The organism is Neorhizobium alkalisoli, assembly GCF_002968635.1.
GTDB lineage: Bacteria > Pseudomonadota > Alphaproteobacteria > Rhizobiales > Rhizobiaceae > Neorhizobium > Neorhizobium alkalisoli.
This window is the reverse complement of sequence record NZ_PVBN01000008.1, coordinates 206345-222630: the sequence shown is the minus strand read 5'-3', so window position 1 is coordinate 222630 and position 16286 is coordinate 206345. Positions and strand designations below refer to the sequence as shown.

At 60.3% G+C, this 16286-nt stretch carries 18 protein-coding genes; 3 read left to right on the top strand and 15 right to left on the bottom strand.

Features of this window, described 5'->3' with window-relative positions; all coding sequences use genetic code 11:
• Window positions 1–114: 114 nt before the first annotated feature.
• From C5L13_RS18635 to C5L13_RS18590, 10 genes are all read right to left on the bottom strand, one after another.
• Complete coding sequence (locus C5L13_RS18635; protein ID WP_205836852.1) at window positions 115–522, bottom strand: VOC family protein; 408 nt, start codon at window positions 520–522, stop codon at window positions 115–117.
• Window positions 523–543: 21 nt separating this feature from the next.
• Complete coding sequence (locus C5L13_RS18630; protein WP_105384759.1) at window positions 544–1176, bottom strand: LysE family translocator; 633 nt, start codon at window positions 1174–1176, stop codon at window positions 544–546.
• 9 nt (window positions 1177–1185) lie between these two features.
• Window positions 1186–1557 carry a GFA family protein gene (locus C5L13_RS18625; RefSeq protein ID WP_105384758.1) on the bottom strand — a complete coding sequence of 124 codons (372 nt, stop codon included), beginning with the start codon at window positions 1555–1557 and terminating at the stop codon, window positions 1186–1188.
• Between the two features lie 22 nt (window positions 1558–1579).
• Window positions 1580–2218, bottom strand: coding sequence for a LysE family translocator (locus C5L13_RS18620; RefSeq protein ID WP_105384757.1), 639 nt, complete (start codon window positions 2216–2218; stop codon window positions 1580–1582).
• 63 nt (window positions 2219–2281) lie between these two features.
• Window positions 2282–2734, bottom strand: coding sequence for a GNAT family N-acetyltransferase (locus C5L13_RS18615; RefSeq protein ID WP_105384756.1), 453 nt, complete (start codon window positions 2732–2734; stop codon window positions 2282–2284).
• 74 nt (window positions 2735–2808) lie between these two features.
• Window positions 2809–3045, bottom strand: a complete 237-nt coding sequence (locus C5L13_RS18610) for a DUF1127 domain-containing protein (RefSeq protein WP_105384755.1) — start codon at window positions 3043–3045, stop codon at window positions 2809–2811.
• 384 nt (window positions 3046–3429) lie between these two features.
• Window positions 3430–4227, bottom strand: coding sequence for a glutamate racemase (gene murI, locus C5L13_RS18605; protein WP_105384754.1), 798 nt, complete (start codon window positions 4225–4227; stop codon window positions 3430–3432).
• The gene (locus C5L13_RS18600; protein ID WP_105384753.1) at window positions 4211–5047 is read right to left on the bottom strand and encodes an RNA methyltransferase; all 837 of its coding nucleotides are present in this window, start codon (window positions 5045–5047) and stop codon (window positions 4211–4213) included. Before C5L13_RS18600 ends, murI begins: the two co-directional genes overlap by 17 nt.
• Before the next feature lie 61 nt (window positions 5048–5108).
• Window positions 5109–7103: an FUSC family protein gene (locus C5L13_RS18595; RefSeq protein WP_105384813.1), complete on the bottom strand. Its 1995-nt coding sequence runs from the start codon at window positions 7101–7103 to the stop codon at window positions 5109–5111.
• 85 nt (window positions 7104–7188) lie between these two features.
• On the bottom strand, window positions 7189–7719 hold the full coding sequence (locus C5L13_RS18590; protein WP_105384752.1) for a hypothetical protein: 531 nt from the start codon (window positions 7717–7719) through the stop codon (window positions 7189–7191).
• A 226-nt stretch (window positions 7720–7945) separates the two neighbouring features.
• On the opposite strand from C5L13_RS18590, the gene C5L13_RS18585 reads away from it, so the two are divergent.
• From C5L13_RS18585 to C5L13_RS18575, 3 genes are all read left to right on the top strand, one after another.
• A complete protein-coding gene (locus tag C5L13_RS18585) occupies window positions 7946–9160 on the top strand; it encodes an NADP-dependent isocitrate dehydrogenase (protein ID WP_105384751.1) in 1215 nt (404 codons plus the stop codon).
• Between the two features lie 65 nt (window positions 9161–9225).
• Window positions 9226–9672: a GNAT family N-acetyltransferase gene (locus C5L13_RS18580; protein ID WP_105384750.1), complete on the top strand. Its 447-nt coding sequence runs from the start codon at window positions 9226–9228 to the stop codon at window positions 9670–9672.
• A 72-nt stretch (window positions 9673–9744) separates the two neighbouring features.
• Window positions 9745–10374, top strand: a complete 630-nt coding sequence (locus tag C5L13_RS18575) for a glutathione S-transferase family protein (RefSeq protein WP_105384749.1) — start codon at window positions 9745–9747, stop codon at window positions 10372–10374.
• A 32-nt stretch (window positions 10375–10406) separates the two neighbouring features.
• On the opposite strand, the gene C5L13_RS18570 is transcribed toward C5L13_RS18575, so the two are convergent.
• The 5 genes from C5L13_RS18570 to tig form a co-directional block, all read right to left on the bottom strand.
• Complete coding sequence (locus C5L13_RS18570; protein ID WP_105384748.1) at window positions 10407–10631, bottom strand: hypothetical protein; 225 nt, start codon at window positions 10629–10631, stop codon at window positions 10407–10409.
• Between the two features lie 202 nt (window positions 10632–10833).
• The gene (locus C5L13_RS18565) at window positions 10834–11241 is read right to left on the bottom strand and encodes an OsmC family protein (RefSeq protein WP_105384747.1); all 408 of its coding nucleotides are present in this window, start codon (window positions 11239–11241) and stop codon (window positions 10834–10836) included.
• A 537-nt stretch (window positions 11242–11778) separates the two neighbouring features.
• Window positions 11779–12933, bottom strand: coding sequence for a right-handed parallel beta-helix repeat-containing protein (locus C5L13_RS29630; RefSeq protein WP_407070447.1), 1155 nt, complete (start codon window positions 12931–12933; stop codon window positions 11779–11781).
• A gap of 146 nt (window positions 12934–13079) precedes the next feature.
• A complete protein-coding gene (locus tag C5L13_RS18545; RefSeq protein WP_105384743.1) occupies window positions 13080–14702 on the bottom strand; it encodes an ABC-F family ATP-binding cassette domain-containing protein in 1623 nt (540 codons plus the stop codon).
• An 80-nt stretch (window positions 14703–14782) separates the two neighbouring features.
• The gene (gene tig, locus C5L13_RS18540) at window positions 14783–16273 is read right to left on the bottom strand and encodes a trigger factor (protein ID WP_105384742.1); all 1491 of its coding nucleotides are present in this window, start codon (window positions 16271–16273) and stop codon (window positions 14783–14785) included.
• Window positions 16274–16286: the final 13 nt, after the last annotated feature.

Sequence of the window (16286 nt, the reverse complement as noted above, 5' to 3'; positions counted from 1 at the left end):
ACTCACCCCGTATGCCGTCTCTGCGCGGTGACCCGACGGTCCGCGACTCCCGATCCCTAACAGAGATCGGGATTCGTTTCGCCGGACAAGTGCGAAAATGCACAGGGTTTGCAGCTATTCGAAATTGAGCTGCCAGGAGACGCCGAAACGGTCGTTCACCCAGCAGAATCTCCGGCTGAAGCCGTAATTGTCGACCGGCATCAGGAACGCTCCGCCCTCGCTGAGTGCCGCAGCCAACCGGTCGAGTTCTTCTGCCTTTGCGCATTCCACGAAGAAGGAAAAGGACGGCGTGAACTCGAAAGCGTGCTTGGCGGGACTGTCGATGCAGTCCACCAGCTGGCCGGCAAGCTCGAAGGTGGCGCGATACACGCTGCCTTCCGCGCCCATCTCTCCCGGTCCATAACGCTTGATATCGACGATCCGGCTTTCGGGCAGAACCGACGTATAAAAGGTTATCGCCTCCTCGCAGGTATTGCCTTGAAACATCAGGAACGGCCGGACGGATTTGATCGGTCTCGTCATTACCTTCTCCCTTTACGAAGCTTATGAAGCCGCGCGCCGATAAAGCGCGAGCGATCCCGCGAGCGCCAGAAGCGCGCCGCCGCAAGCCCGGTCGAGCCAGAGCGCGCCTTTCTTCTTGAGTAGATGCACGGCCTTCGAACCGAGCAGCGCATAGGCAAACATCACGGCAAAATCGATCGACGCGAATACCACGGCGAGCAAGGCATATTGCGGCACCTGCGGCGCATCGGACACGATGAATTGCGGCAGGAAGGCCGAGAAGAAGAGGTAACCCTTGGGGTTCGTCACCGCGACAAGGAGACTCTTGAGGAAGATCGAGGCGGAAGAGCCGGCACCTGACGCGACAGCAGCTTCCGTAACGTCAAGTGACCCCTTGGAACGGAGAAGCATGATGCCTAGAAAAGTCAGATATCCCGCGCCCAACCACTTGACGACCGTGAACCAGAATTCGGAGGCCGCAAGCAGCGCGCCCAATCCCAGTGCCACGGCGCCGATCAGAACGAAATCGGAGAGCATGGCGCCGGCCATGCCGGGCAAAGCCCGGCGCAACCCGTAACGGGAACCGTTGGTCAGCGCGAGAAGCACTGTCGGCCCTGGCGTCGCGATGCCGATGAAGGCGACGATCGCAAAGGCTAGAATGGTCATTTCGCTCATGTCGCTCTCCTACCAGAGGTTTCTGCCGTCGATCACCGTGTGTGGCCATTCCTCGGCATCGAAATCGTCGAACAGCCTGGCATTCACACCGATGCGGCGCGTCTTGCCGTCCCAGGTGCCGTCGAGCTGGAAATCCGGACTGTCGCTATAGGTCCCGCAGCCGCAGGTGCCGCAAAAATGATGCGCCACCAGCTTCGAATTCCAGCGATAGATTCTGTCGCTCCCGGGATCGGCCGTGACACGCAGTTGCTTCGGCTCGTAATAGGCATAGAGCGTGCCGCGCCGGGAGCAGAAAGTACAGGTGCAGCGCGTCAACGCCTGGGGCAATTCACCATCGATCTCGAAGACGGTCTCGCCGCAATGGCAACGTCCAGTCAGCATTCGTTGTCCTCCCTTGAGATGCTCATGCCGTGGCGCGCTTGAAGCTGGCCGAAAGCAGGCCCGCGCCGATCATCAGCGAGCCGCCGGTGCGATTGACGATTCGCTGGACTTTCGGCTTGCGGATCGTGTTGCGGGCCATGGCAGCGAGCAGGCCATAGAGCGCTGCGTTGAGCGTTGCGAGAACCAGGAAGGTGACCTCGAAGACAGCCATCTGAAAGAAGAGCGGCCGGCTCAGGTCGAGGAACTGCGGCAAAAAGGCGACGAAGAAGACGATGCTCTTCGGGTTCAGCGCCGTTACGACATAGGTATGAAGGAAGATCCTGACGGGTTTTGCGGATGCCGCCTCCGCCTCGTCGACCTCGGCTGCACGGTCGGAAACCGGCGCTCGCCAGAGCTTGATACCGAGATAGATGAGATAGGCAGCGCCCACCCATTTCAGAACGGTGAAGAGCGTTGCCGATGTCGCAAGCACGGCGCCGAGGCCCAGCATCGAAGCCGTCATTGCGGTGAAGTCACCGAGCGCGACGCCTGCGACCGTCGCGGTCGCAACTTTGCGGCCATGGCTCAGCGCATAGGAGATGACAAGCAGGATCGTCGGCCCTGGAATGGCGAGCAGGATGGACGAAGCGGCCACGAAAGCGAGCCAGTGTTCAAGCGACATACGAAACTCCTCCATGGAAGGAGCCGAGCAAGCCACCGATTTTTTCGCTTTGCAAGCGGTGTTTTATCGAGTTTCGGAACGCCAGCGATAGAGCACGTCCGGCTCCTTTTCCTCGTTGGCCGCGCCATCGGTCTGCCTGATTGCCACAAAGCCGCGCGTTTCATAAAAATCGCGCGCTGCGGTGTTGCGCTGGAAGGTCCAAAGAAAAAGCTGCGGATGGGTTTCTTTGGCCAGATCCAGCAACCGGGAGCCGATCCCCTGCCCCTGCGCTCCCGGCAGGATATAGAGCTGGTCGATCCAGTCCTCGCGGAAGGCGACAACGCCAAGCAAGGCTCCATCCCTTTCGGCACCCCAGATGTCGCAAGTCGCGAAGAGGTGCCCGCTCCAGTATCCTCGATCCTCCCCCGGCGTGTGACGCTGAGCCAGCCAGGGCAGCCGCTCGTCGAAGGAAGCACGGTGGACGCGCGCAGCAGCCGGCATATCGTCACGGCAAAGTTTGCGGAAGACGGCCGTCATTCGTTCAGTTCCAGACACAGAATCCTCGCGTGGATCCCCGGCGGAAAGCCCGCCGGAGACCCATCTCAGCCCTTTCACAGCCGGATATCCCAAAGGATGAACCGCACATTTCCGCGGTCGTCCTCGAGTTCGGGGAAACCGACATCGCGGCGCATCCGATTGGAGAGATCGGAGATCCGGTTTTCTTCTTGGCGACGTCTCCAGGCTGCCAGGAGCAGTGCACGGGCAGTCTTCCAGACGCCATGTTCGCGGCAGAGGTCATGAACCGCAGCCGAAAGGGTATCAGCAACCAAAAATTGTGATTCACGCATGATTTTCCGTCCCGGCGCATGTCGCAACCAGGTCCTCTGAGATGAAGAAAGACGTGCGGATGCGGACGAGGAAACGCGATAAATCGCTTCGTCAGCCGGTCACGTCAGATCAATAGGAGAAAGTGCCAAAACGGCGGAAATCCAGACTTATACGGCCTGGGAGCACATGCCGGCCGGCGTCGATGTGCGATACACCGAGGCCACAATAGCCGTTCCGCCAGAAAGGCGCATAAACATGGGAATAGACTTCATTTCACGCCTCCTGTGTTCGTTTTGCGGAATAGGTAGATAATACACGAGATCTCCCGATGAGCAAGCGCACAATCGCGAATTGCAATCATCACAAAGAAAACGTGATAAAAAAGTCACATCGCTCGATGGCGCTCAGGCCTTCAGGCCAAATCCTTGCATCAGCCGCCTCGTGGCGAAATCAGGATTGCCCGAGGTGAAGACCGCGAAATCATAGCTGTCGGGATGCTCGGCGCCATCGACCAGGGGCACCTTCCGACGGGCCTGCCTTGCGATCGCCTCGGCCGGATCAAGCCAATCGACTGGCCAAGGCGACAAGCGCCGGAACACATTGGCCATAAACGGGTAGTGCGTGCAGGCAAGAACGACGATGTCGGTCTTGCCGCCGTCCTTCTCCACGAAACAGGGAGCAATCTCCGCCATCACCGCCTCGTCTGATATCGTCTCGCCCCGGATATAGGCCTCGGCCATGCGGGCAAGATTCTGGGAGCCGACCAGACGCACGTGGCATTGCGTGGCAAACGACTGGATGAGATCGCGGGTATAGGCGCGCTTCACCGTGCCGGGGGTGGCGAGAACGGAAACGAGACCGGAGCGCGTGCGCTCCGCCGCCGGCTTGATCGCCGGCACCGTCCCGACAAAGGTCATATTCGGAAAGGTCGAGCGGAGGTCCGCACCAGCAAGCGTGAAGGCGGTGTTGCAGGAGATCACGCAAACTTCGGGATCGTATTCCTGGAGAAGCTTGGCAAAGAGCGCGATAACCCGCTCCTTCAGCGCGGCTTCCTCCCAATCGCCATAGGGAAAACCGGCATCGTCCGCCACGTAGATGAAGCCGCGCTCCGGCATCAGCACGCGCGCCTCGCGCAGCACCGTCAGCCCGCCGATGCCCGAATCGAACATCAGCACCGGCTTCAACTCATTCGTCTGCGTCATTCCCTGCCGTCTCCCCTGGAGCCTCTCCCGGCTCGCCCACCTTGTTCTGCTTCGGCCATCGGCGCGGAAAACGGTCGAGCGAATTGATGACGCCCCGGAACACGCTGATCTCCTGTTCCGTAAATCCCCTCCGCGAGATGACGGCGCGGAGATTGTCGATCATTTTGGGCTTTTTCGCGGGCGGATGAAAATATCCGCGGGCATCGAGAGCCTCCTCCAGATGCTCGAACAGGCCGAAAACCTGTTCCTTCGTAGAGGGCCGCTGCTCGACAGGCTGGAAGATTGTCTCGCTGAGGTCGTCCAGTCCGGATTTCATCCATTCGTAGGACATCAGCAGCACCGCCTGGGCGATATTGAGCGATGCGAAGGCCGGGTTGACGGGAAAGGTGACGATCTCATCGGCAAGCGCGACTTCCTCATTGGTCAACCCCCAGCGCTCGCGACCGAAGAGAACGCCGGTCTTTTCCCCTGCCCTGAACCTGGTGCGCAATGTCTCAGCCGCCACCACCGGAGAACGCACGGGCTTGAAACCGTACCGCTCGCGGGCCGTCGTCGCATAGACGAAATTGAGATCCTTGATCGCCTCTTCCAGCGTCTCGTAAACCTTGGTTCCGTCGATCACATGATCGGCCTTGGCGGCTGCGGAGCGCGCCTTTTCGCTCGGCCAGCCATCGCGAGGATTGACAATGCGCAGCTCCGCCAGGCCGAAATTCGCCATGGCGCGGGCAACCATCCCGATGTTCTCGCCAAGCTGCGGCTCCACCAGCACGATCGCCGGTCCTTCGGCAATCAGTTCTCGCTCGCTATTGGTACCTGACATGATGCCCTTCCGATGATCATTGGCGGGGAATAAACCAGCTGCACGGTGATCGGCAAGGGCGTTATGGCTGCGGATAAAGGCGATCGAGCAGATTACCGACCATTTCGACGCCAAGCCGCGAGCCATGCCGGAAGATCGGCAGATGCCGCCCTCCGGCTCGCCTCGCCTGCCTTGGCATCGAAAAGCACTCCGATCCACGACCAGCGGCACGTTCCGCCGTTTTGAGCGTGGTCTCGATAGCCTCCAGTACCTCAGGCTCCGGTGTCTTTCCGGTTAAAGCCAGATTGCGGGCGAACACCCGCGCCCAATAGGTGGAGGCGAGAAAAATCGCCAGTGTCTGGCGGATGCGGCCAGGCTTGGTGACAAGCGACCAGCTGCTGCCGAGCGGGCGGGCAGCGACCGTGAGCTCTCGATAGGCGGCGTCGAGCTTACGGGAGAGTTCGATCGCCTGCATCCCGCCCCCGCCCGCCCTGCCGGCTTCAAGCAGTTCACGCAGGGAACCGTACCAGCGCGCCAGTGCCAGATCGACCGTCGACCGCGTTGGCGCAGAAAAGATGAGGAACGCCACCGCGGTGCCTGCTGCCGCGCCGATCAGCGTTTCCTCGATGCGCAGCCGCAGAAGATCGAAGGTGAGCTGCCCGATAAGTCCATAGATCAGGCAAAGCACGATCGAGATGAAGAAGCTCATCATCGCGTAGGAAGCCTGCAGGTAATAGAAGGCCAGGAAGACTCCCGTAGCCGCCAGACCCATGGCCGGCAGCGGATGCCCCGCCAGCAGTGTCGCAAGGCCGAGGCCGATCGTAATTCCGAGCAACGTCCCGATCGATCGCTGGATTGCCCTTATCGCCGTATCGCCGCGCGACTTGGTATTCGTGAAGATCAGGAAGGCGGTGAGCACCGACCAGAACCAGCGGTCGCGCGAAAGCATCAGGCCAAACACCATTGCGATGCCGGACGCCAGCGTGATCTGAAGGGCGGCGCGGACCTGGGGGTTCTTGAAGGAAAAGTCGATTGCGGCAGGTTTTGGGGGCTGTGGCAGCGAAGCGAGAAAAGCAAAACCCTCCTGCCGCGCCTTTTCGACCTCTTTGACGAGCGACCTGCGCGCTTCGTGAAGCCAGGCGAAGGCGCGAAGGCTTTCCGACTGCGGCGGATGGTCCTCGTCGCCCGGTTCGCCAGTGTAGTATCTGACCCGCGCATCGTCCCCGTTCAGCACCGCCTCCACCAGGCCTGCGGGCGGCAGGCTTTCCAGCGAAAGCACAAGAGCGCTTTCAGCGGCGAGATGGACGTCGAAGATCGCCATGGCGACAGGCGTCGCGACATCGTCGTCAGCCCCCTTGCCTTCCCGCTCCTCCTGCGAGACCGGCAGATAACTTTCGGCCATCAGGACCACGTCCTTCAGCCGCTCCTCACGCCTCCGCAGCTCCGTCCTGTCGGCCTCCGTCCACCGTCCGGCCGCGGCAAGCAGTTCGAGCTTTGCCAGAACATCATCGGACCGACCCTGAACCGCCACGAGCGCGTGGAGGAGGTCGCGCTTGCGATCGTCCCGCAGGACGTAGGTTCGAATGACGTGCCCCATGATGACGGCGACCAGAGGGCCGACCGCCGCAAGCGGCAGCTCCGCGAGCTGCGGCCTGAGATAGGCGCCGATGAAATAGGACGTGAAGGCGAACATGCCGATCGCAAAGCCCCTCGGCCCATAGATACGCGCAAGGGTCGCGGCCAGAATCACGCAGAGGAATACGACGTCCGAGACTATCCGGTAGTCCTCCAGCAAGGCAGCCGTCGCGACGGATGCCAGACTTGCGAGGCAGCCGAGCAGCCGGGTCTTCAACTGGTCGCCCGGCAACCGGTCCCGCACGGCAACCCCGCCCTCGATCGACAGGATGATCGCCAGTCCGTACGCGATCGGAGGCAACGGCATGATTGCGGCATGAAACGCCGCCAGACAGGCGACCGAGCCGAGAATGGTCAGCGTCACGCGCGCGCCCATGCGCACTCTCGACAGCGCCGGGTCATGAGCCAGCAGCCGATCGGCCAATCTTGAAGGAAATCTCATCAGCACCCCTTCGCGCCGCAAAAGCAGAGCAGACCTGCGAAGGTTCATATATTGCAGTGGTTCAAACTGTCGAACCCGCCGGGGGTTACTCGCCCTTGGCGATCGACTGCATTTCCTCGACGACGGAGTCCTTTTCGCCTTCCGCCACGCGGTGGATATCGTCGATGACCGACTTGCCGTCCTCGCCGATCACATCGAAATGGACTTCGCTGATGCTGTCCTTGATCTGGGCGTCATCGACGCAGGTCCATTGCTTGAACGTCACCGTCACGTCGGTGACCCCGTTGGCGCCGGGCGCCGTCGTCATCTTGATATCCTGCAGCGGACAGCCGTCCTGGGAGGCGGTCACGACGTCATAACCGAAGGGATCGCCCGGCTGGTTGTTTTCAGTTTCGTAGGCCGGATGCTTCGCCGCTTCCGCGTAAGCCGTCTGGAACCTCTTGCTGAACAGCCGCTTCAGCGAGTCTGCGTCGAAGATATATTTCCACTCGCTATCGACCGTATTCCAGTTGTCCTCAGTGACCTTCATGACTTCCTTGACCGGATCGGTGGCGTCAGCCGCCACGGCCAAGGTGGAGGTCAGCGAAAAAGCGATAGCGAGCGGCAAGATCCGCATGGGAGGAATCCAGTTGTTCGAGTGGGATTTTTCGGGACATTAAACCCGGTTTGTGGTTTGGCAAGGACAATTGTCCGCCAATCGGAATGCGAGACGATTTCTGGCGCGAAAAGCCGCATGACGCGGGCTGAATGCCTTTGCGTTCCGGTCCGGCGGTGCTATAGCGCACACCACTGGTGTCCACCTTTGGGGATCAAATATCCCTCCTACGTCCAAGAGGAATTCCATGCAAAAGATCAAGGTAGCAAACCCGGTCGTCGATCTCGACGGCGACGAGATGACCCGCATCATCTGGCAGCTCATCAAGGACAAGCTGATCCTTCCCTATCTCGATCTCGACATCGAATATTATGACCTTTCGGTCGAAAACCGCGACGCCACCAACGATCAGGTCACCGTCGACGCGGCAAACGCCATCAAGAAGCACGGCGTCGGCATCAAGTGCGCCACCATCACGCCGGACGAAGCCCGCGTGACGGAATTCGGCCTCAAGCAGATGTGGAAGAGCCCGAACGGCACGATCCGCAACATTCTCGGCGGCGTCATCTTCCGCGAGCCGATCATCTGCAAGAACGTGCCCCGCCTCGTTCCCGGTTGGACCAAGCCGATCGTCGTCGGCCGCCATGCCTTCGGCGATCAGTACCGCGCCACCGACTTCAAGTTCCCCGGCAAGGGCAAGCTGACGATCAAGTTCGTCGGCGAGGACGGCCAGGTGATCGAAAAGGAAGTGTTCGATGCGCCCGGTGCCGGCGTGGCGATGGCCATGTACAACCTCGACGAGTCGATCCGCGAATTCGCCCGCGCTTCGATGATGTACGGCCTGATGCGTAAGTGGCCGGTCTATCTGTCGACCAAGAACACCATCCTCAAGGCCTATGACGGCCGCTTCAAGGATATCTTCGAAGAAGTCTACCAGAACGAATTCAAGGCGCAGTTCGACGAAATCGGCATCACCTACGAACACCGCCTGATTGACGACATGGTCGCCTCGGCCCTGAAGTGGTCCGGCGGCTACGTCTGGGCCTGCAAGAACTACGATGGCGACGTGCAGTCCGACACGGTTGCCCAAGGCTTCGGCTCGCTCGGCCTGATGACCTCGGTCCTGCTCACCCCTGATGGCAAGACGGTGGAAGCCGAAGCCGCCCACGGCACGGTCACCCGCCACTACCGCCAGCATCAGAAGGGCCAGGAGACCTCGACGAACTCGATCGCCTCGATCTTCGCCTGGACCCGCGGCCTCGCGCACCGCGCGAAACTCGACGACAATGCCGAACTCGCGAAGTTCGCCTCGACGCTCGAAAAGGTCTGCGTCGACACCGTCGAATCCGGCTTCATGACGAAGGACCTCGCCCTCCTGATCGGCCCGGACCAGCCGTGGCTCTCCACCACCGCTTTCCTCGACAAGATCGATGACAATCTCAAGAAGGCCATGGCTGCCTGAACCTTCAAAATCCGGTAAAAACGGCGGGAAGCAATTCCCGCCGTTTCTTTTTGAGGAAGTGAGCCATGACGACTGCCGTTCGACCTCTCGAACCTTCCGACCGTGCCTCCTGGGAGCCGCTCTGGGAGGCCTATCTCTATTTTTATGAAACCGTGCTCTCGAAAGAGCAGTACGATCTCACCTGGAGCCGCCTCAACGATCCAGACGAGCCGATGCATGCACTCGGCGCCTTCGACGAGCGCGGCCGGATGGTGGGCATTGCGCATGTCATATTTCACCGTTCGTGCTGGCTGCCTGAGTGGACGTGCTATCTGCAGGATCTTTATGTCGACGCCGGTCAACGCGGCCGAGGCACGGGCGAAGCGCTGATCGAAGCCGTCGCCGAGCTGGCGCGGCAGAAAAAGGCCGGACGTCTTTATTGGCTTACCCACGAGGGCAATGCGACCGCCCGGCGGCTCTACGATCGCGTAGCCCAGGCTTCCGGCTTCATTCAGTATCGCAAACCACTCTGAAGTTCTGCTGTTGCCGGGCTTGATTCCGCAAGGCGGTCGCCGTAGCACTCGCGAAACCAAGAGGAGGACGTCATGACGGAAGAACTGGTATTCTACACCAACCCGATGTCTCGCGGCCGCATCGCCCGCTGGATGCTGGAAGAAGTGGGCGCGCCCTATCGGGTCGAAATCCTTCACTTCGGCACGACGATGAAGGGTGAGGCCTACAAGGCGGTCAATCCCATGGGCAAGGTGCCAACGATTGTGCATGGAAAAACCGTCGTGACGGAGTGTGCTGCAATCTGCGCCTATCTCGCCGATGCTTTTCCACAGGCGGGCCTGGCACCCTCTCCGGCAGAACGCGCCGACTACTACCGCTGGATGTTCTTCGCCGCCGGTCCGCTGGAAGCCGCCGTCAGCAATAGAGCGCTTGGTTTTGAAGTTCCGCCGGAGCGGGAGCGAATGGTCGGTTACGGCAGCTTCCGGGACGTGATGGACACGCTGGAGATGGCCGTCGGCGCCCATACGTATATCGCCGGCGAGACGTTCACCGCCGCGGATGTATATGTCGGCGCCCAGATCGGTTGGGGTCTGCAGTTCGGCTCGATCGAGAAGCGGCCGGCTTTCGAGCAATACTTTGGAAGACTTTCGACACGGCAGGCCTATCAGCGCGCATCGGAAAAAGACAATGCCGCGGCCGCTGAAATGCAGCAGGCCGGTTAGGGCTGCATCAGTCGGCGACGGCGCAAGCGGCTTCACGCGCCGTCGTCGTCGTCGTCGGCATCCAGCGCCAGCGAGGTCGCCAGATAGCCGAGCCCGAAAACGGAACCGAATCCGTAAATCACGAGCCACATCTCAAGCGGCCCCAGAGACGTCGCATCGGTTAAGAACCATTGGAGGAGGATCGCGATTGCCGTGGCAGCGCCCAAGGCAAAACCGATCGAAACCCGGATAATGATATAGCTGATCAGCAGCGGCATCTTCTGGCCTCCTGCATGCCCTGACCGCAATAACAGGATTGCCCGGCAAGAGGTTCCGTTAGGTGCCGAGGGGCGGTCATAGGCCTATTTGGGCGAGGTGGTTGCGGGTCGTGCGGGGCCTGTCGATTCGGCCGAGGCGAGCTGCCGGAGCAAGGTGTGATGCCAGATGTCGACCCTAGCCTCGCGGCAGCGCAGTCTCGTGCTACGCAGGGGAGACGATATTGACCGGGATGCCGAGCCGGAGCGAGTTGGCGACGGTACAGACTTGCCACGCCCTATCTATGACGAGGCGCGCATCCGATCCATCCGCGGTTTCGCAGCGGACGGCGAGCTCGGCGCCTGTTGCCAAAAACGGCACGCCATCCAGCGCAACGGTCACCGTCACTTCGATATCACCCAGTGCAACACCCATTTCATGCGCCGCATAGCGGAGGTCATTGCAATAACAGCCGCCGATTGCGAGACCCAAAAGCTGGGCGCCGTTGAAGCCGAGACCCTTGCCGCCGGCTTTTCCCTCCGGACGGTCAACGACCACCGTATGATCGCCTGCCCATCCCAACGCCGCTTCCGTCCCGGCGACATTGCGCAACTCGACGGTAGAAGTAACCATTTTGTCCTCCCATCCACGCCAGGGGCGTGCCGGCTGCACATCAACAGCTGCGCCGGCTGGAGCAGCGTTTAACGCTCACGCGCAGCATGGATGCGCTGCGGTCGGTTATCAAGAAAGATCGTCAGGAAGGGTGCGCACCGCCGGATCGCCGGAGCAGTCCGGCGGGTTGGATCGGGAACATTTTTCAAATACGCGCGTAAGTAACTTCATCAGGAGTTACAACCATGGCCAACCGGTTCGGAATGCCTCGATATGAGATCATTGGCTCCCTTATTCTGGCGACGATTGTCGGATTCGGAGCCTTGCTCAAGATAAGCAGCCAAGACAGCGAGACGGCGCAAAATCAACCCCGGCAACAGCTGGAGGTAAGTCCAGCGATGAAGCCAAACGGCAGTCGCGGTTAGCCCTGCATCGCGGGCACGCCAGAATCCTAAAACTCTGCCCAAACCAACCAGCGGGCATGTTGCAAACGTCGAAGCTGGGGCTTGGGGTCACGATATTCGAGAACCTGAGGATGGGCTCCCTCACCTCAGACCCTCATTCGCTGTTGCCGGAAATGCGATTTGTCGGATCGCTGTTCCTGAAGGCTTCGCTTCCCGCGCTCGTGGCGACGTTTCCTTCAACCACGTTGTTTTGTGCAAAATCCATCGGGCTCAAGCTGCTGCCGAACGGGTGACCAGGATCGGAGAAACAATAGGACCTGTTGCCGTTTCTGGAATTCAGCCAGACAGCAGGAGCATTTGCGCGCCCCGAGAAGGTGAAGGTATTGCCCTGGATCCTGTTGAACTGGGGAGTTTGATGCCTGATCGTACCACCCTCGCCGCAATTCCTGTAGGCGAAGATGCCGCCGTTCCTCACGTTGCCGAACTTGTTCCCGGAAATTTCGTTGTAAGCGGAGCCGTCCACGGCAATAAGCTCGCGACCTTCGGTTTTGATATTGAAGACATTGTCGACGATTTTGGCGCCAGCAGATTCGGCATCGAGATAGATCGCCGCGCTCGTCGACGTTCCTTCGATCGTTGAATTCGACAAGGTAACATTGGTCACCCCCGGACTGATGTAGAATGGCACTCCGCCTGATCCGACGATATGGACGCGATCGAAAGCGACCTTGCTGGGAGCTGCAAGTTGCGCAAATTTCGTATGATCAGCGTTCATTGACGACTGTTTGACAGGGCCTGCTTCACCGTTTCTTCCGAGGCCATAGACACGTATGCCGCCGGTTATCCTGCAGTTCTTGATGGTCACGCCCACCGGCCGACCCCAGCTGTCCCCGGTCCTATTCGATTTGACAATGAGCGATTCCCGATCACCCTTTTCGCCTCGCCCTCCGAGAGTGCCGCCAGCGCAATCAAGGATGGCCCCGCTTGCGGTGCTGCCCTCGAAGACGACCTGTCGTGTCACCGCAGCATTGGCAGATAATTGGACGCTGCAGTTCAGCTTGACAGCGGAAGAATCCGTGGATGCGGGCGTCAGCAGCTTTTGGACGACATCCGGCGCGCACTGCGAGGCCGGAGCAACGGAAGCTACCGCCGTGGGCGCAACAGGCGGGGGTGGTGGCGGTGACTGGCTCCCGGCATTCGTCACCGGCGAAATAATCCCGGATTGCAATCCGTCCAAGCGAATGCTCGACGTCAGGGGACTGAGATCCCCCTGGCAAGCGGCCAACCAAGGAGTGACGATGGCGGTCATCAGGTATAGCGGATAGGAGTTTCGCATATCGTCCCCTCGTGGCGCCGCGGAACCTAGCAACCGGACGTTAACCATTCATGACCGGCCGCCCGCTGCAAATGAGAGCAACTCCGATATGCCGTTCGCCACCTGGTTCTCTGATCCCGTCAGGACCTCAGGCCAGGCGCTTCGTAACCGGTCCGTTCGACATATTCCGTGTATCCGCCGTCATAGCGATGGATACCCTCGGGTGTGAGTTCGAGAACACGGTTTGAAAGCTCGGCAAGGAAATGCCGGTCGTGCGAAACGAAGAGCATCGTGCCCTCATAATCGGACAGCGCCTTGATCAGCATTTCCTTTGTATCGAGGTCGAGGTGGTTGGTGGGCTCGTCGAGGACCAGGAAATTCGGCGGATCGAAGAGCATGGCGGCCATCACCAGCCGTGCCTTTTCGCCGCCCGAAAGCACCCGACACTTCTTTTCCACGTCGTCGCCGGAAAAGCCGAAGCAGCCGGCCAGCGTCCGCAGCGCCCCCTGCCCGGCCCGCGGAAACTCGGCCTCCAGCCATTCGAAGACCGTCAGCTCTCCGTCGAGGACATCCATGGCATGCTGGGCGAAATAACCCATCTTGACGCTGGCACCCACGGTGACATTGCCGTCATCAGGCTCCGCCGTACCGGCCACCAGCTTCAAGAGGGTCGACTTGCCGGCACCATTGATGCCCATGATGCACCAGCGCTCCTTGCGGCGGACCATGAAATCCAGCCCTTCGTAGATCGAGCGGCTGCCGTACTTCTTGTGAACGCCCTTGAGGTTTACGACGTCTTCGCCGGAACGCGGCGCTGGCTGGAATTCGAATGCCACCGCCTGCCGGCGTTTCGGCGGTTCGACGCGCTCGATCTTGTCCAGTTTTTTGACGCGGCTTTGCACTTGCGCGGCATGGGATGCACGAGCCTTGAAGCGCTCGATGAACTTGATTTCCTTGGCAAGCATGGCCTGCTGGCGCTCGAACTGCGCCTGCTGCTGCTTTTCGTTCTGCGCCCGCTGCTGTTCATAAAAGGCGTAATCGCCGGAATAGGTGGTCAAGGATCCGGCATCGATCTCGATGATCTTGGTGACGATGCGGTTCATGAACTCCCGGTCGTGCGAGGTCATCAGCAGCGCACCGTCGTAGCCCTTGAGGAAGGACTCGAGCCAAATCAGGCTCTCGAGATCGAGATGGTTGCTCGGCTCGTCGAGCAGCATGACATCAGGGCGCATGAGCAGGATGCGGGCGAGCGCCACGCGCATCTTCCAGCCGCCCGAAAGCTTGCCGACATCGCCGTCCATCATTTCCTGCGTAAAGCTCAATCCGGCGAGCACCTCGCGAGCGCGACCCTCGAGTCCGTATCCGTCTAGTTCCTCGTAGCGCGCCTGGACTTCGCCATAACGTTCGATGATCTGATCCATCTCGTCCATGCGGTCCGGATCAACCATGGCGGCTTCGAGTTCGCGGAGTTCGGCAGCGACCTCGCTCACAGGCCCTGCCCCGTCCATCACCTCGGTCGCGGCGCTGCGGCCGGACATTTCGCCGACATCCTGGCTGAAATAGCCGATGGTGACGTGCTTTTCGACCGTGACCTGTCCCTCGTCGGGGACTTCCTGACCGGTGATCATTCGGAAAAGCGTGGTCTTGCCGGCACCGTTCGGGCCGACGAGTCCGATCTTTTCACCCCGGTTCAACGCAGCCGAGGCTTCGATAAAGAGAATGCGATGGCTATTCGATTTGCTGATGTTTTCGATGCGGATCATGGCGGAGAACTTTGGAGGTTGTCGCAACAAAAAAGCCGGATCGTCGCCGACCCGGCTTTTCTACACATTCAATGCGAAGCTTATTCGGCGCTGTCTTCAGCGGCCTTCTTCTTCGGAGCAGCCTTCTTCTTCGGAGCGGCAGCTTCCTCACCTTCGCCGGCTTCGTCAGCCGCTTCGGCCTTGGCAGCCTTCTTCGGAGCAGCCTTCTTCTTGGCCGGCTTTTCAGCGGACTCGGCCTCTTCTTCGGCCATCAGCTCTTCCTTCGTCACGGTCTTGTCGGTGACCTTGATTTCGGAGAGCAGCTTGTCCACGACCTTCTCTTCGAAGATCGGAGCGCGGAGCGAAGCGGAAGCGCCGGGGGTGTTGCGGAAGAAATCGAGGATTTCCTTCTGCTGGCCTGGGAACTGCTGAAGCTGAGCGTAAAGGGCACGCTGCATCTCTTCCTCGGTCACTTCGACGCCAGCCTTTTCGCCGATTTCGGAGAGAACGAGACCCAGGCGAACGCGACGCTCGGCGAGCTTGCGGTATTCGGTGCGAGCATCTTCCTCGGTGGTGTCTTCATCCGCGAAGGTCTTGCCGGACTGCTGCAGATCGGTGTTGATCTGACGCCAGATATTTTCGAACTCGGCATCGACGAGGCCCTGCGGGGTGTCGAACTTGTAGAGTTCGTCGAGCTGGTCGAGGATCTGACGCTTCACCTTCTGGCGGGTGACGCTGCCGTACTGGCTTTCGATCTGGCCGCGGACGATCTCCTTGAGACGGTCGACGGATTCGATGCCGAGCTTGGAGGCAAGTTCGTCGTTGATTTCGATGGGTGCCGGTGCGGCGACCTCCTTGACAGTGATGTCGAAGGTGGCGTCCTTGCCGGCCAGGTTGGCGGCCGGATAGTCAGCCGGGAAGGTCACGGTGATCTGCTTTTCGTCGCCGGCCTTGACACCGACGAGCTGATCTTCGAAGCCCGGAATGAAGCGGCCCGAACCGAGAACCAGCTCGGCGTCCTCGGCAGCGCCGCCATCAAAGGCTTCGCCGTCGACCTTGCCGAGATAGTTCATGGTGACGCGGTCGCCATCGGCGGCCTTGCCCTTCTTGGCTTCGAAGGTGCGGGCGCTTTCGGCGATCTTTTCGATCTGCTCGGTGACTTCCTCTTCGGTGACTTCCACCACCTCGCGCACGACGGACAGACCGCTGGTCGGCTTCAGCTCGATCGGCGGAATGACTTCATAGGAGAGCGTGAACTCGAAATCGGCCTGAGCATTCAGGATCTTTTCGGCTTCGGCCTCATCCTCGGTCATGGCGACCGACGGCTGCGTCGCCGACTTTTCGCCGCGCTCCGAGAGGATCTTGGTCGGGCGTTCGCGAACGATCTCGTTGACGAGGTCGGCCATGATCGACTTGCCGTACATCTTCTTGAGATGCGGAAGCGGCACCTTGCCCGGACGGAAACCGTTGATGCGGACCTTGTCCTTGGCGTCGGCGAGGCGAACGTTCAGTTCGGCCTCCATATCCTTCTTCGGGATAACGACCTTGATTTCGCGCTTCAGCCCTTCAGCGAGCGTTTCGGTAACCTGCATTTTTAAACCTTCA

Coding starts and splice junctions, on each gene's coding strand:
- C5L13_RS18635 (WP_205836852.1), bottom strand. CDS start 522: ATGACGAGACCGATCAAATCCGTCCGGCCGTTCCTGATGTTTCAAGGC.
- C5L13_RS18630 (WP_105384759.1), bottom strand. CDS start 1,176: ATGAGCGAAATGACCATTCTAGCCTTTGCGATCGTCGCCTTCATCGGC.
- C5L13_RS18625 (WP_105384758.1), bottom strand. CDS start 1,557: ATGCTGACTGGACGTTGCCATTGCGGCGAGACCGTCTTCGAGATCGAT.
- C5L13_RS18620 (WP_105384757.1), bottom strand. CDS start 2,218: ATGTCGCTTGAACACTGGCTCGCTTTCGTGGCCGCTTCGTCCATCCTG.
- C5L13_RS18615 (WP_105384756.1), bottom strand. CDS start 2,734: ATGACGGCCGTCTTCCGCAAACTTTGCCGTGACGATATGCCGGCTGCT.
- C5L13_RS18610 (WP_105384755.1), bottom strand. CDS start 3,045: ATGCGTGAATCACAATTTTTGGTTGCTGATACCCTTTCGGCTGCGGTT.
- murI (WP_105384754.1), bottom strand. CDS start 4,227: ATGACGCAGACGAATGAGTTGAAGCCGGTGCTGATGTTCGATTCGGGC.
- C5L13_RS18600 (WP_105384753.1), bottom strand. CDS start 5,047: ATGTCAGGTACCAATAGCGAGCGAGAACTGATTGCCGAAGGACCGGCG.
- C5L13_RS18595 (WP_105384813.1), bottom strand. CDS start 7,103: ATGAGATTTCCTTCAAGATTGGCCGATCGGCTGCTGGCTCATGACCCG.
- C5L13_RS18590 (WP_105384752.1), bottom strand. CDS start 7,719: ATGCGGATCTTGCCGCTCGCTATCGCTTTTTCGCTGACCTCCACCTTG.
- C5L13_RS18585 (WP_105384751.1), top strand. CDS start 7,946: ATGCAAAAGATCAAGGTAGCAAACCCGGTCGTCGATCTCGACGGCGAC.
- C5L13_RS18580 (WP_105384750.1), top strand. CDS start 9,226: ATGACGACTGCCGTTCGACCTCTCGAACCTTCCGACCGTGCCTCCTGG.
- C5L13_RS18575 (WP_105384749.1), top strand. CDS start 9,745: ATGACGGAAGAACTGGTATTCTACACCAACCCGATGTCTCGCGGCCGC.
- C5L13_RS18570 (WP_105384748.1), bottom strand. CDS start 10,631: ATGCCGCTGCTGATCAGCTATATCATTATCCGGGTTTCGATCGGTTTT.
- C5L13_RS18565 (WP_105384747.1), bottom strand. CDS start 11,241: ATGGTTACTTCTACCGTCGAGTTGCGCAATGTCGCCGGGACGGAAGCG.
- C5L13_RS29630 (WP_407070447.1), bottom strand. CDS start 12,933: ATGACCGCCATCGTCACTCCTTGGTTGGCCGCTTGCCAGGGGGATCTC.
- C5L13_RS18545 (WP_105384743.1), bottom strand. CDS start 14,702: ATGATCCGCATCGAAAACATCAGCAAATCGAATAGCCATCGCATTCTC.
- tig (WP_105384742.1), bottom strand. CDS start 16,273: ATGCAGGTTACCGAAACGCTCGCTGAAGGGCTGAAGCGCGAAATCAAG.